At 67.2% G+C, this 13,707-nt stretch carries 10 protein-coding genes and 1 pseudogene; 7 read left to right on the forward strand and 4 right to left on the reverse strand.

Features of this window, described 5'->3' with window-relative positions; all coding sequences use genetic code 11:
- From Q8814_RS11665 to Q8814_RS11675, 3 genes are all read left to right on the forward strand, one after another.
- The coding region (locus tag Q8814_RS11665; RefSeq protein WP_330152181.1) for a putative PEP-binding protein at nucleotides 1–1,436 on the forward strand (1,436 nt) is incomplete at its 5' end.
- A gap of 39 nt (nucleotides 1,437–1,475) precedes the next feature.
- Entirely contained in the window at nucleotides 1,476–2,768 is a 1,293-nt protein-coding gene (locus tag Q8814_RS11670) for a uracil-xanthine permease family protein (RefSeq protein WP_330152182.1), read from the forward strand.
- A 138-nt stretch (nucleotides 2,769–2,906) separates the two neighbouring features.
- Nucleotides 2,907–4,049, forward strand: a complete 1,143-nt coding sequence (locus tag Q8814_RS11675) for an acyl-CoA dehydrogenase family protein (protein ID WP_330152183.1) — start codon at nucleotides 2,907–2,909, stop codon at nucleotides 4,047–4,049.
- A 130-nt stretch (nucleotides 4,050–4,179) separates the two neighbouring features.
- Here the strand turns inward: Q8814_RS11675 and lexA are convergent, their stop codons facing one another.
- Nucleotides 4,180–4,890: a transcriptional repressor LexA gene (gene lexA, locus Q8814_RS11680; RefSeq protein WP_330152184.1), complete on the reverse strand. Its 711-nt coding sequence runs from the start codon at nucleotides 4,888–4,890 to the stop codon at nucleotides 4,180–4,182.
- Between the two features lie 487 nt (nucleotides 4,891–5,377).
- Between lexA and Q8814_RS11685 the strand changes: the two genes are divergently transcribed.
- The gene (locus Q8814_RS11685) at nucleotides 5,378–5,746 is read left to right on the forward strand and encodes a LysM peptidoglycan-binding domain-containing protein (protein WP_330152185.1); all 369 of its coding nucleotides are present in this window, start codon (nucleotides 5,378–5,380) and stop codon (nucleotides 5,744–5,746) included.
- A 191-nt stretch (nucleotides 5,747–5,937) separates the two neighbouring features.
- Nucleotides 5,938–6,417, forward strand: coding sequence for a transcriptional regulator NrdR (gene nrdR, locus Q8814_RS11690; protein WP_330152186.1), 480 nt, complete (start codon nucleotides 5,938–5,940; stop codon nucleotides 6,415–6,417).
- A 19-nt stretch (nucleotides 6,418–6,436) separates the two neighbouring features.
- On the opposite strand, the gene hrpA is transcribed toward nrdR, so the two are convergent.
- Nucleotides 6,437–10,330: an ATP-dependent RNA helicase HrpA gene (gene hrpA / locus Q8814_RS11695; RefSeq protein ID WP_330152201.1), complete on the reverse strand. Its 3,894-nt coding sequence runs from the start codon at nucleotides 10,328–10,330 to the stop codon at nucleotides 6,437–6,439.
- Between the two features lie 59 nt (nucleotides 10,331–10,389).
- Nucleotides 10,390–11,341, reverse strand: a pseudogene (locus Q8814_RS11700) (TIGR03621 family F420-dependent LLM class oxidoreductase).
- Nucleotides 11,342–11,397: 56 nt separating this feature from the next.
- Here Q8814_RS11700 and Q8814_RS11705 point away from each other — a divergent pair.
- Nucleotides 11,398–12,657, forward strand: coding sequence for an aminotransferase family protein (locus tag Q8814_RS11705; RefSeq protein ID WP_330152187.1), 1,260 nt, complete (start codon nucleotides 11,398–11,400; stop codon nucleotides 12,655–12,657).
- A gap of 8 nt (nucleotides 12,658–12,665) precedes the next feature.
- On the opposite strand, the gene Q8814_RS11710 is transcribed toward Q8814_RS11705, so the two are convergent.
- Nucleotides 12,666–12,929, reverse strand: a complete 264-nt coding sequence (locus Q8814_RS11710; RefSeq protein ID WP_330152188.1) for a hypothetical protein — start codon at nucleotides 12,927–12,929, stop codon at nucleotides 12,666–12,668.
- Between the two features lie 74 nt (nucleotides 12,930–13,003).
- Here Q8814_RS11710 and Q8814_RS11715 point away from each other — a divergent pair, with 74 nt between their 5' ends.
- Nucleotides 13,004–13,705 carry a hypothetical protein gene (locus Q8814_RS11715; RefSeq protein WP_330152189.1) on the forward strand — a complete coding sequence of 234 codons (702 nt, stop codon included), beginning with the start codon at nucleotides 13,004–13,006 and terminating at the stop codon, nucleotides 13,703–13,705.
- Nucleotides 13,706–13,707 lie beyond the last annotated feature (2 nt).

Below are 13,707 nucleotides of genomic sequence, written 5' to 3' on the forward strand. Positions count from 1 at the left end.
CCAACGCGGTACTGGCCGAGGACCGGGCGTGGCGTGGTGCGGCCGTCGGCCGGATCCGCTCGGGGTCCGATGCCGTCTCGGCCACCGTTGCCGCCACCGAGCAATTCGTCGTCCTGTTCGAGAAGATGGGCGGACTGCAGGCCGAGCGCGTCACCGATCTGATCGATATCCGCGACCGCGTCGCGGCCACGCTCGAGGGCCGGCCCGAACCCGGGCTCGAACTACCCGATCGCCCGTCGGTGCTCTTCGCGGAGGATCTCGCCCCCGCAGACACCGCCGGCCTCGATCCCGCCCTGATCGTCGGATTGGCCACCACGCTGGGCGGCCCCACCAGCCACACCGCAATCATCGCTCGGCAGCTGGGGATTCCGTGCATCGTGGCTGTCGCCGGCCTCGACGGCATCGAGGCCGGAACGCCCGTCCTCGTCGACGGTGCCACCGGGCGCATCAACATCGATCCTGACCCGCTGGAGGCGGACGCAGAGGTCGCCCGGGATCGCGACGAGCGGGCTCGGGTGGCCTCGTGGACCGGGCCGGGTGCCACGGCCGACGGGCATGCCGTGGCGGTGCTCGCGAATGTGCAGGACGGCGCCGGCGCCAGGACCGCCCGGATGACGCCTGCCGAAGGCGTCGGTCTCTTCCGCACCGAGCTGTGTTTCCTCGACCGCGACACCGAACCCACCGTGGCGGAGCAGGCCGACATCTACGAGGAAGTGCTCACCGCGTACGCCGGTCGCAAGGTCGTGTTGCGCACACTGGACGCGGGTTCGGACAAACCGCTGCGCTTCGCGCGCCAGCCCGCCGAACACAATCCGGCGCTCGGAGTGCGCGGGATCCGCATCTCTGCACTGACGCCCGGGATTCTCGAACGCCAGCTCGACGCGATGGCCGAAGCAGCAGCGCGCACGGAGACGACACCGTGGGTGATGGCCCCGATGATCGCGACCCTCGCCGAAACGGCCGAGTTCGCCGCGGCGGTACGTGCACGGCACCTCGTACCCGGCGTCATGATCGAAGTGCCCGCAGCGGCGTTGCTGGCGGACAGGCTCCTCGAGCACGTCGACTTCCTCTCCGTCGGTACCAACGACCTGGCCCAGTACACGATGGCGGCAGATCGGATGTCCCCGCAGCTCGCCGCCCTGACGGATCCGTGGCAGCCGGCGGTGCTGGCGCTCGTCTCCCGCACCGCCGACGCCGGGACAGCGGCCGGAAAACCGGTCGGAGTATGCGGTGAGGCCGCAGCCGATCCGTTGCTCGCGTGTGTGCTCGCGGGCATGGGGATCACCTCACTGTCGTGTGCCTCGGCCGCCGTCGCGGCAGTGGGTGCCCGCCTGGCCTCCGTCACGCTTGCCCGGTGTCGTGAGGCTGCCGAGGCGGTGCTCGCGGCCGGCGACCCGGTCGCTGCGCGGGCGGTGGCTGCGCGGATGCTGGAGTGACGTCGGACGCCGGCGCCGGTTGGCCTTACCATTCCGAGCGTGAGTGAACGAGTGAAGTCGGCCAAACGGGCCGCGACGACTTTCGGCTGGTCCGTGCACGGCGACGGGAAGCGAATCACCTCCGGGGCCGTCGTCGCTCCCGACGAACGGTTGTCGTGGCCGCGCACGATCGGCATCGGCATGCAGCATGTGATCGCCATGTTCGGAGCGACCCTGCTGGTACCGACCATCACAGGTTTCCCGGTCACGACGACGCTGCTCTTCTCGGGTCTCGGTACCGCTTTGTTCCTGCTCATCACCCGGGGCAGGGTGCCGAGCTACCTCGGTTCCTCCTTCGCGTTCATCGCGCCGCTGACCGCTTCCGCCGGAAGCGGCCCGGCAGCGCAACTCGGTGGCATCGTGGCTGTCGGTGTCGTGCTGGCCCTCGTCGGCCTGATCGTGAAAGCCCTCGGTTCGCGAGTGATCGATGCGGTGATGCCGCCCGTGGTCACCGGCGCCGTGGTCGCCCTCATCGGCCTGAATCTCGCTCCGACCGCGGCGGGATCGTTCGAGGCGCAACCGCTGATCGGGGCGGTCACACTCGCCGCGATCCTGCTGGTCACCGTGCTCGGGCCCGGACTCCTCGGCCGCCTCGGCATTCTGGTGGGCGTGGTGATCGGCTGGGTCTTCGCCGCCCTGATCGGCGATCTCGATTCCGCGCGTGTCGATGCGTTGCGTGAGGCCGCGTGGTTCGGTGTACCCGACCTGCGTGGTCCGACCTTCGAATTGTCCGTCGTATTGCTCGCGCTGCCCGTCGTCATCGTCCTGATCGCGGAGAACGTCGGGCACGTCAAGGCGGTGGCGGCGATGACCGGACGCAATCTCGACGACGTCGCCGGAGATGCGCTGCTCGCCGACGGACTGGCTACGACGCTCGCCGGCATCGGTGGCGGTTCCGGCACCACTACCTATGCCGAGAACATCGGAGTGATGGCTGCCACCCGTGTGTATTCCACGGCTGCCTACTGGGTGGCCGCCGCCACCGCGGTGATCCTGGCGTTCTCCCCGAAGTTCGGGGCGCTCGTGTTCACCGTGCCGGACGGTGTACTCGGCGGCGCGACGCTGGTGTTGTACGGACTGATCGGCATCTTGGGTGTCCGCATCTGGATCGAGGCAAAGGTCGATTTCACCGACCCGGTGAATCTCACGGTTGCGGCCGCGGCGCTCGTGGCCGGGATCGGCGACCTGACCCTGTCGATCGGGTCCGTCGAACTCGGCGGCATCGCGTGGGGATCGATCGGCATCCTTGTGGCATACCCGATCCTGCGGCGCCTGGCGGATCTACGTCGGTGACATCGCGGGGTACAGGGCCGACCCCGGTACCGCCGTCGCATCCTCGGTCACAAAACCTGCTCGCTCCTGTCAGCGCCACCGCGGACCCGGATGCATACCGTGAGTATGTCGTCGGATCCGTCACACACAGGAGCGCAGATGGAACGCACCCTTTTCGAGCCCGAACACGACTTGTTCCGCGAGTCGTACCGGAAGTTCCTCGAACAGGAGGTGGCACCCTTCCACGAGCAGTGGGAGAAGGACAAGATCGTCGACCGCGAGGTGTGGAAGAAGGCCGGAGCGCAGGGTTTTCTCGGTATGGCGGTGCCGGAGGAGTTCGGCGGCGGCGGTGTCGAGGACTTCCGGTACAACGTGGTCCTCACCGAGGAGACCACGCGGGGCGGCTACAGCGGTGTCGGCTTCATGCTGCACAACGACGTGATCGCGCCGTACCTGCTCAATCTCACGAACGACGAGCAGAAGAAGCGGTGGCTACCCGGATTCTGTTCCGGCGAGATCATCACTGCGATCGCGATGACCGAACCCGGAACCGGCAGCGACCTGCAGGGCATCAAGACCCGTGCCGTTCGTGACGGTGACGACTGGATCCTCAACGGCTCCAAGACATTCATCACCAACGGCATCAACGCCGACCTCGTCGTCGTCGTGGCATGCACCGACCCGGACAAGGGCGCCCAGGGCTTCTCGTTGCTCGTCGTCGAACGCGGCATGCCCGGATTCGAGCGCGGCCGCAACCTCGACAAGATCGGCCTGGACGCTCAGGACACCGCCGAGCTCAACTTCACCGATGTGCGGGTTCCGGGCACCAACCTGCTGGGGCAGGAGGGCATGGGCTTCATCTACCTCATGCAGAACCTGCCGCAGGAACGGCTGTCGATCGCCGTGGTCGCGGCCGCCGCGATGGAGCAGGTGCTGGAAAGCACGATCGAGTACTGCCGCGACCGTAAGGCGTTCGGAAAATCCATCGGCAAGTTCCAGAACACTCGCTTCGAGCTCGCGGAAATGGCGACCGAAACCCAGCTCGCCCGAGTGTTCGTGGACAAGTGCGTCGAACTGCTCAATGCCGGCGCCCTGACCGTGCAGGAAGCGGCCATGGCCAAGTACTGGACCACCGACAAGCAGGTCGAACTGATCGACCGATGCCTGCAGTTGCACGGCGGTTACGGCTACATGCGCGAATACCCGGTCGCCAAGGCGTATCTCGACGCCCGCGTCCAGAAGATTTACGGCGGCACCAACGAGATCATGAAGGACATCATCGGGCGCGGCCTCAATATCTGAGCCCGGACAGCAAGGCCGGGGCGACTCCGTTCGGCGGAGTCGCCCCGGCCTTTTGCCGGATCGGTATCCGCACGACCGACCCTCGCGAGGCTCTGCGGCGTTCTACTGCGTCCCTGGGGACGGACGCTGTTCAGACCTTCCGGATCACGGTGACGACCTTGCCGAGAATGACGGCGTCGTTACCGGGGATCGGTTCGAACATCGGATTGTGGGGCATCAGCCACACGTCTCTCTTCACACGCTTGAACGTCTTGACGGTGGCTTCTCCGTCGAGCATCGCCGCGACGATGTCGCCGTTGTCTGCCACGTTCTGCTGGCGCACGACAACCCAGTCGCCGTCGCAGATTGCGGCGTCGATCATCGACTGGCCGACCACCTTGAGCAGAAACAGCGAGCCCTGCCCGACCAGTTCGCGGGGAAGCGGGAAGACAGCCTCGATGGCCTCCTCCGCAAGGATCGGGCCACCGGCAGCAATTCTGCCCACGACGGGAACCATTGCTGCAGAGGGAGCTTCGTCCGCGTTCGCGGCAGAAACGACTTCGCTTGCGACGTCGGCGGCAACGGCCGTGTCGCCGAGTCCTCGTACATCGACCGCACGCGGCCGGTTGGGATCGCGACGGAGAAATCCCTTGCGTTCGAGGGTTCGCAGCTGGTGTGCTACCGATGAGGTGGAGTTGAGGCCCACCGCATCGCCGATCTCGCGGATGCTGGGCGGGTAACCCCGCTCGGCCACCGAGTCCCTGATCACTTCGAGTACGCGGCGCTGGCGTTCGGTGAGGCCGGCAGCCGAGTCGCCGGCCGTCTTCCGGCTCCGGCCGGCCGCGGAGTTACCGTCCGTCATGGTCGTGACCTCCGTGCGTCGAGTGTCGGATGTGTTGTGTGTGATCTTCCGAATCTAACCGGAACGCGTCCGTATATCAAACACCTGTTCGAGATTTCTCGCGGGAAGTGCTGACTTTCGTCGGGGCTGCGTGATAGAACTTCGAACAGGTATTCGTTCGAATGGATGAGCGAGTCCGAGAACTCCTTTCCTCGAATGCATGAGCGACCGGCGCGATGCGCCGGCGACTACCTACGCGTGAGCAAGCACCGACACCGGGCGAGCAAGGTGGAGACGAACGGACACGGAGGTCCCCATGTCAACAGCAGTTTCGGCAGGATCGGCGCTATCGCCGGCGGTGCGGACGACAGGGCTCGGCACGGCGCGCCGCCCGGCCGTTCCCGTTTGCAGCGGTACCGGCGTCCGGAGGCCGATCCGGCGGAAGCAAAGACGGCCGACGGCCTCGTTTCGGGCGGCCGGACGGATCGCGAACCGGGGTTTGCGGCCGGTGCCGGGCCGGAACGAGTGTGCGCCGCTGTTCCGGAGGACCGCGATCGTTGTCGCGCCGGCCCGCACGGCACCTCCCACCGGTACCGCGCTGCGCCAGGTGCTTGTCACGATTGTGCTGACCGCGATGGCGATGGCCGCCGTGCTGGGACTCGCCGATATGCGCACCAGCCAGGTGGCCGCAGAGGCGGTCCGGACGGATGTCGCCGTCGTGCGGACGGGTGAAACGCTGAGCCAGTTTGCCACCCGCGTGGTCCCGGGCTCGCCGGTCGAGTCCGCAACCGCTCGCATCGTCGAACTCAATGCGCTTGCCAACGGGACGGTCACCGCCGGCCGGAAACTGATCGTGCCAGCGGTCGCCGGGAAGTGACGCCGGGGCGCCCCACACCCCCGGACTCCGAGAACCACATGGGCAGGCGGGTATTGTCGATGACTGTCAGTCACACCACTCCGTGTGGTCGCGTCGGGACCGGTCCGCCTCCGGGCGGCGGCGTTCCCGAAAAGCCGGCATCGGTTCGACGCCGACCTCGCGGCCAGTGCGGCAGCGACGAAGGAATCGACATGTACTGCCCGTATTGCCGGCACCCGGATTCGAGGGTGGTCGATTCGCGCGAAGCCGATGAGGGTGCCGCGATCCGCCGCCGCCGGGCGTGCCCGGAGTGCGGTCGCCGATTCACCACCGTCGAAGCCGCGGTGTTGTCCGTCGTCAAACGCAGTGGCGTCACCGAGCCGTTCAGCCGGGAAAAGGTTGTGCGCGGGGTCGCGCGAGCGTGCCAGGGGCGCGACGTCGACAACGATGCGCTCAACAAGCTGGCCCAGCAGGTCGAAGACGCTGTCCGCGCGAAAGGTTCACCGGAAGTGCCGAGCCACGAGGTCGGGCTGGCCATCCTCGGCCCGTTGCGTGATCTGGACGAGGTGGCCTATCTCCGGTTCGCGTCCGTGTACCGGTCCTTCAGTTCTGCGGAGGACTTCGCCCGCGAGATCACGGCACTGCGCGAACACCAGCGGGCCCGCGAGAACGACGACGCCCCGGGCACGTAACCGAGCCGGGGCGGCCGCGTCAGCGGATCGCGTCGATCATCTTGAGTACCCGTTTCTCCGAGATCGGCACCCGGGTCCCGAGTCCCTGCGCAAAAAGGCTCACCCGCAGTTCCTCTATCTGCCAATAGATGTCCACGACATCGGCGGCGGTGCGACGCTCTTCGGGTAGACGTCCGAGCAGGCGATCGTACGCCGCGTAGACGCGGTCCAGCACGTCCATACCCCGAGCGTCCCGATCGGCACCCGCAGGAAGTCCTTCGAGGCGCTGCGCCGCCGCAGCGAGATAGCGGGGGAGCTCGGCCAATCGGCTGCTACCCAGATCGGTTACGAAACCCGGAAACAGCAGGGACGACATCTGCTCACGCACATCGTCGGCGGCTTCTCCACGCAGCCGATCCAGTAGGACCCCGACTTCGTGTGCACGGCCGAGCGCCGGTACCACCAACTTCAACAGGCGCGCGACGCGTCCGGGAAGCTCGGCGCGGACCGTTGCGGCGAGCGCGTCGAATTCCTCCGGGGTCCGTACCGGTTTACCGTGCGTGGCGATCAGCTGGTCGACGGCGCACGCGCGGCAATCTTCGATCAGCGCGTCGAGCGAGCCATCGGGATTGCGACCCAGCGCAAGGCGTTCGGCATTGGTCAATCCCGATGTCACGGCCTTGACCTTGGCCGGAGCCGCCGCGAGCAACAGGGCCCGCAACCCTGTCCGGGTGGCCGCGCGCTGTGCCTGGGGTGTACTGAGCACCCGCACGGCGACCCCGCTGCCTTCCGCCACCAGCGCGGGGTAACCGGTGACCTGCTGGCCTCCGACGGTGCGCATTACCGTCGGAGGCAATGTGCCGAGCGTATCGACAGTCCATGTCATCGCCGGGGGACGCTCGGTGCTGGAGGCGGCGCGCGCCACTTCGGCATCGACGCGGTTCGACAGTTGCTTACGAAGTGCGGTCAGGCTCTTGTTGCGCGCGAGGACTTTTCCGCCCTCGTCGACCGCCGCGAAGGTCATGCGCAGGTGGCCGGGCAGCGCGGAGAGGTCGAAATCGCTCGGTTCGATCCGGCCATTGCCGAGACGCGACAGCTCGCGGGCCATCGCGTTGACCAGCGGCTCGGTCCGTGGGGTCACGGAAGCCAGTGCGGCGGCGGCGAAGTCGGGTGCCGGTACGACCTGCCGGCGTAGATGCTTCGGAAGGGTCTTGATCAGTGCGGTCACGAGATCGTGCCGCATACCGGGTACCAGCCAGTCGAAACCGACGGGGCGAACGCCCGCGAGCAAGGCCACCGGAATGCGGGCGGTGACACCGTCGTCCTCGGTGCCCGGCTCGAACTGGTACGTCAAGGGGAACTGCAGTTCGCCCTGGCGCCACGCGTCGGGGTAGTCGCCACCCAGAACCGCCGCGGCGTCCTGGTTCACTACCGTCTCCGGGGTGAAGGTCAGCAGATCCGGTTGCGCCTGTCGTGTCTTCTTCCACCACGTGTCGAAGTGACGGGCAGAGACGACGTCCGGTCCGACACGCTCGTCGTAGAACTCGAACAGCGCTTCGTCGTCGACGACGATGTCCCGGCGTCGGGCACGGTGCTCGAGTTCCTCGACGTCTTCGAGCAGCGCGCGGTTGGCGTGGAAGAACTTGTGCCGGGTCCGCCATTCGCCTTGAACCAGCGCGTGGCGGATGAACAATTCGCGCGAGGCCTCGGGGTCGATTCGGCCGTACTGCACCGGGCGCTGCGCCACGAGCGGGATGCCGTACAGCGTCACGCGTTCGTAGGCCATCGCCGCTTCGCGCTTGGTGGACCAGTGCGGCTCCGAATAGGTGCGCTTGACCAGGTGTGGCGCGAGCTTCTCGACCCACTCCGGCTCGATCCGTGCCGCCATGCGCGCCCACAGCCGGGACGTCTCGACCAGTTCGGCGGCCATGACCCAGCGTGGAGGCTTCTTGAACAGCGACGAGCCCGGGAATACGGCGAACCGGGCGCCCCGGGCGCCGAGGAAGTCCCGCTTGTCTCCTTCGCGCAGCCCGACGTGGGACAGCAGTCCGGCCAACAGCGATTGGTGGATCGCATCGTCGCTCACCTGCTGGTGTCGCGTCTCCCAACCGAGGGTGAGCGTGATCTGGCGCAGCTGCCCTTGCAGGTCCTGCCACTCGCGGATCCGCAGCCAGTGCAGAAACTCGTTCCGGCACATTTTTCGGAACTGATTGGAGGACAGTTCTTTTCGCTGCTGCTTCAGATAATCCCACAGTCGCAGGAATGCAAGGAAATCCGATCCCTCGACGTTGAAGCGCGCATGCTTTTCGTCGGCGGCCTGCTGGAATTCGGCCGGTCGCTCACGCACGTCCTGGATCGACAGTGCAGAGACGATGATGAGCGTTTCGCGCAGGCACCCGTTGCGGTGACCTTCGACGATCATCCGCGCCATCCGCGGATCGACGGGCAGCCGGGCCACTTCCCGGCCTGTCGCGGTAAGCCTCGGCTGCTCGTCCTTCTTGGCGGGTTCGAGTGCGCCCAGCTCCTCGAGCAGCGCGATACCGTCGCGGATGGCACGCGGGTCGGGCGGTTCGACGAACGGGAACGACGCGATGTCGCCGAGTCCGAGTGCAGTCATCTGCAACACCACCGAGGCGAGGTTGGTGCGGAGAATCTCGGGTTCGGTGAATGCGGGACGGTTCTCGAAATCCTCCTCCGAGTAGAGGCGGATACAGATCCCGTCGGCGACACGCCCGCAGCGGCCGGCCCGCTGCCGTGCGGACGCCTGCGAGATCTCCTCGATGGGAAGCCGCTGGACCTTCGTGCGCACCGAGTACCGCGAGATGCGCGCCGTGCCGGGGTCGACGACGTAGCGGATACCGGGCACCGTCAGAGATGTCTCGGCCACGTTCGTCGACAACACCACCCGGCGACCGGTGTGCGGGGTGAAGACCCGGTGTTGTTCGGCCGCCGAGAGTCGTCCGTAGAGCGGGACGACCTCGGTGCCCCGCAGGTTGCGGTCGCGCAGTGCATCGGCGGTATCGCGGATTTCCCGCTCGCCGGACAGGAACACGAGGATGTCGCCGTCGCCTGCGGCCTGGAGTTCGTCGACGGCCTCGCACACCGCGTCGACGGGATCGCGGTCGACGAGCTGGTCACCGACCTCGACGGTGAGCGGCCGGTAGCGCACCTCCACCGGGAAGGTACGGCCCGATACCTCCACGATCGGTGCGGGTGTCCCGTCGGCGGCAGCGAAGTGCTGCGCGAACCGTTCGGGATCGATCGTCGCGGACGTGATGATGACCTTCAGGTCCGGACGTCGCGGCAGCAGCTGCCGGAGATACCCGAGGAGGAAATCGATGTTGAGGCTGCGTTCGTGCGCCTCGTCGATGATGAGGGTGTCATAGCGGCGCAGCATGCGGTCGCGCTGGATCTCGGCGAGCAGGATGCCGTCGGTCATCAATTTGACGAGCGTGCCGTCCGACACCTGGTCGGTGAATCGCACGGTGTAGCCGACCGTGTCGCCGAGCTGGGTGTCGAGCTCTTCGGCGAGACGCTCGGCGACGGCGCGCGCGGCGATCCGCCGGGGCTGTGTGTGCCCGATCAGCCCGCGCACCCCGCGGCCGAGTTCGAGACAGATCTTCGGGATCTGGGTGGTCTTGCCCGAGCCGGTCTCGCCCGCGACAACGACCACCTGATGGTCGCGGATCGCCGCTGCGATGTCGTCCTTGCGCTGTGAGACCGGTAGGTCCTCGGGATAGCGGATCGTCGGTACCGACGAAGCCCGGTTCGTGAGGCGGACGCGTGCCGCATCGATTTCGGTGGCCAGCGCGGACAACGCGGCGTCGTCGCGAGCTCTGTCGAGACGCCGTCGGAGGTGGTGTTCGTCGCGGAGCGACACCTCGGTCAGGGCAGCGCGCAGGTCGCGTCGGTTCGGGGCGGGGGAGATGGACATGCTGATCACACAGCCTAGCGAAGGGGATGCAGTGACCGTGGACGCAGGCGGCACACGGATCAGGAGTGTCCCTGCCGGACCTGCGCGATCACCCGGGCGAACGGTTCACGATACGGCGCATGCACGGTGTAGTGGGTGAATCCGAACCGTTCGCGGTTGCGGTGGAGCAGCGCGGCCATCTCCTCGACCGTGCCGATCAGCACGAACGGGGATCCGAGTAGTTCGTCGATCGTCATCGGCTGTCCGCTCTGTTCGAGAATCCGGGCCGCGGTTGCGCGCCGGTCGTCGGTGACGGCCACCAACTGCAGCAGCGTGTGCCACTCGATGTCCGCGCAGCGATCGCCGGCGCATGCGCGCGCGAACCGCACCCGCTCGTCGGCCTCGCCCTCGGTACCGATCCGGAACGTCCCCGGTGGCTGTCGCGGCACCTGGAATGCGCCGGCCACACTCACGATGTCCGCATGGGGTGGCCGCGACTTCGAGGACGCGGTTGCCGGTGCCCCCCACGATCAGCGGTGGACCGTGGCCACCGAAGCCATGGCGTTGCACGGGCCGCAGCACCGGGATCGCGTATGCCGCGCGCAGCGCTTCCTGCTGCGGGTAACCGTCCGTCGCGAACTGATCTCGGAGTGCGATGATGGTGTCTGCGAGCCGGGCGGCACGATCGGTGAACCGTTCCCACGCGATGCCGGCGGTGTCGAACTCCCATTTCATGTGTCCGGCGCCGAGTCCGACCTCGAGCCTGCCGTCGGTGAGCACATCGGTCGTGGCGATGTCGCGGGCGAGCAGGACGGGATTCCAGAACGCGGCGTTGAGCACCAGGGTGCCCACCCGGAGGTGGTCGGTCGCGTCGGCCGCGGCGACCAGCAGAGGAAACGGTGAACCGACCCCGAGATGGTCGGTGGCGAAGACGACGTCGTATCCGTCCTGCTCGGCGCTCCGGCAGAATTCGGCGAAGCCGGCACGCGATTCGATTCCGAAGATGTTCACGGAGAATCGGAAGCCCGTCATAACTCCAGGATGACGAGGACGGGTGCGGCCCACCAGCTTCGTTGCCTACCCATACGATGTGCGAAACCGAGTTGTGTGGACAGGAGCTGGCTGTGGGAGCGTTGTGGCACGGATTCGCCGACATGGGAGTGATCGAAAAGGACGGGGCCTTCGTCGTGGCCCGCGGTGAAGGGGCATATATCTGGGACGATGCCGGCACCCGATACCTCGATGCCACCGCCGGACTGTGGTTCACGAACATCGGTCACGGTCGCACCGAGGTCGCGGATGCAGTGGCTGCGCAGCTCGGCAAGATCGCGCACTACTCGAACTTCGGCGACCTGACCGCGGAACCCACGGTCGAACTTGCCGAACGTCTGGCAGGACTCGCCCCGGTGCCGGGCAGCAAGATCTTCTTCACTTCGGGCGGCTCCGACTCGATCGACACCGCGGCGAAGCTCGCCCGACGCTACTGGCAGGAGGTGGGCCGGCCCACCAAGACGCTGGTCGTCGCCCGCGAGAAGGCGTACCACGGCATGCATATCGGTGGTACCTCGCTGTCCGGGATACCGGTGAACGGCGAAGGCTACGGGAAGTTGTGGGACGACGCGGCCAACGTGTCGTGGAACGATGCCAAGGCCCTGCTCGAGCTGATCGAGAAGGCCGGAGCCGACAACGTCGCCGCGTTCTTCTGCGAGCCCATCATCGGCGCGGGTGGGGTGTACCTGCCCCCGGAGGGATACCTCGCCGAGGTCCGCGACATCTGCCGCGAGCACGACATCCTGTTCGTCGTGGACGAGGTCGTCACGGGGTTCGGCCGCATCGGCGGCGCCTGGTTCGCGTCGGACCGTTTCGATCTGCAGCCTGATCTGATGACCACTGCGAAGGGCCTGACGTCGGGTTATCTGCCCATGGGCGCGGTGTTCGTCGCGCCGCGGGTCGCCGAGCCGTTCTTCGCGGGCGGTGTGTGGTGGCGTCACGGCTACACGTACGGCGGTCACGCCGCGTCGGCTGCGGCGGCGCTCGCGAACCTCGACATCATCGAGCGTGAGAACCTGCTCGAGGAGTCGGCGCGGCTCGAGCGGACACTGCACGAGAAGCTGGCTGTGCTGGCCGAGCATCCTCGGGTCGCCGAGGTCCGCAGTGGTCTCGGTGCGGTGGCCGCGGTGCAGCTCGCCGATCCGGCCGAAGCGCTCGGTTTTGTCAAGACCCTACGGCAGCATGGTATTTCGGGTCGTGCGGCCGGCCAGGGTGCGCTGCAGATCTCCCCGTCGTTCGTGATGACCGACGAGCAGGTCCAGGATCTCGCCGACGGCTTTCTGGCCGCTCTGGGCTGACCCGGCGGTCATCGGCCCTCGCGGATCCGGCGGATCACCCGCCGGATCCGGGAGGTCGGTCGTGGGCGCACCGCGGTCAGAGGTACTTCGCCGCTGCTGTCGCGGGCGGCAGCGACTCGCGCGTAGCGTTCGTGCAGCACCGTCCGCACCTCGTCGGGGGTATAGCTGCGGCGTTTGCGTTCGTTGCGCACTGTGATCGCTCCGGTTGCGGCGACACCGGCCAGGCCCGCAAGTCCGACCAGCTTCCACCATTGTCTGCCCCGAGGTGCCATGGCATGACCCTACCGGCGTACCAGGGTGCGACGAGGTCGACGGTGGGAGGTCCACTACGTGGCAGGCTGTGGGCATGCAGCCCAACACCATTCGGTCACGCGTCACACTCGACGAAGCGGTGGAGCTCGCCCGCACCGGCGACATCTGGATCTTTCGCGGCGCGAGTACGGCCGACCGCGCCATCCAGGCGCTGACGAACGCACCCGTGAACCACGTCGGAATGACTGTCGCGCTCGACGATCTGCCACCGCTGATGTGGCATGCGGAATTGGGACGCAGTCTGCCGGACATGTGGACCGGTCGGCATCACCGCGGGGTGCAATTGCACGATCTGCGCAGTGCGGTGCAGGTATGGGGTGCCCGATACGGGCAACGCGGGTGGTTGCGGCAGATGGCGCACCCGGTCACCGCGCACCAGGAAGATCAATTGCTGCGCACCATCGCTCGTCTCGACGGCACGCCGTTCCCCTCGACGGCGAAGTTGACGGGCCGCTGGTTCGCCGGTCGGCTTCCACGACGGCGTCGCGCTGCGAGCACCGATGTCGAGAGCGCCTACTGCGCCGAGGTGGTCGGGGTGACGATGGAGGAAATGGGTCTACTCGAACAGCGTGGACGGAGCGCCAACTGGTACGACCCCGGTCGATTCTGGAGCGGCGATCGGCTGCCGCTCGCACCCGGGGTGCAACTCGGCCGGGAAATCGAGGTGGTATTGAGCGACACCGATCTCGACGCGGGACGAGAGATCGGCGGATCGGTGGAATCCCGAGGCGCCTAGCG

It is taken from the genome of Rhodococcus chondri, assembly GCF_036327435.1.
GTDB lineage: Bacteria > Actinomycetota > Actinomycetes > Mycobacteriales > Mycobacteriaceae > Rhodococcus > Rhodococcus chondri.

Coding starts and splice junctions, on each gene's coding strand:
- Q8814_RS11675 (WP_330152183.1), top strand. CDS start 2,907: ATGGAACGCACCCTTTTCGAGCCCGAACACGACTTGTTCCGCGAGTCG.
- lexA (WP_330152184.1), bottom strand. CDS start 4,890: ATGACGGACGGTAACTCCGCGGCCGGCCGGAGCCGGAAGACGGCCGGC.
- nrdR (WP_330152186.1), top strand. CDS start 5,938: ATGTACTGCCCGTATTGCCGGCACCCGGATTCGAGGGTGGTCGATTCG.
- hrpA (WP_330152201.1), bottom strand. CDS start 10,330: ATGTCCATCTCCCCCGCCCCGAACCGACGCGACCTGCGCGCTGCCCTG.
- Q8814_RS11705 (WP_330152187.1), top strand. CDS start 11,398: ATGTGCGAAACCGAGTTGTGTGGACAGGAGCTGGCTGTGGGAGCGTTG.
- Q8814_RS11710 (WP_330152188.1), bottom strand. CDS start 12,929: ATGGCACCTCGGGGCAGACAATGGTGGAAGCTGGTCGGACTTGCGGGC.
- Q8814_RS11715 (WP_330152189.1), top strand. CDS start 13,004: ATGCAGCCCAACACCATTCGGTCACGCGTCACACTCGACGAAGCGGTG.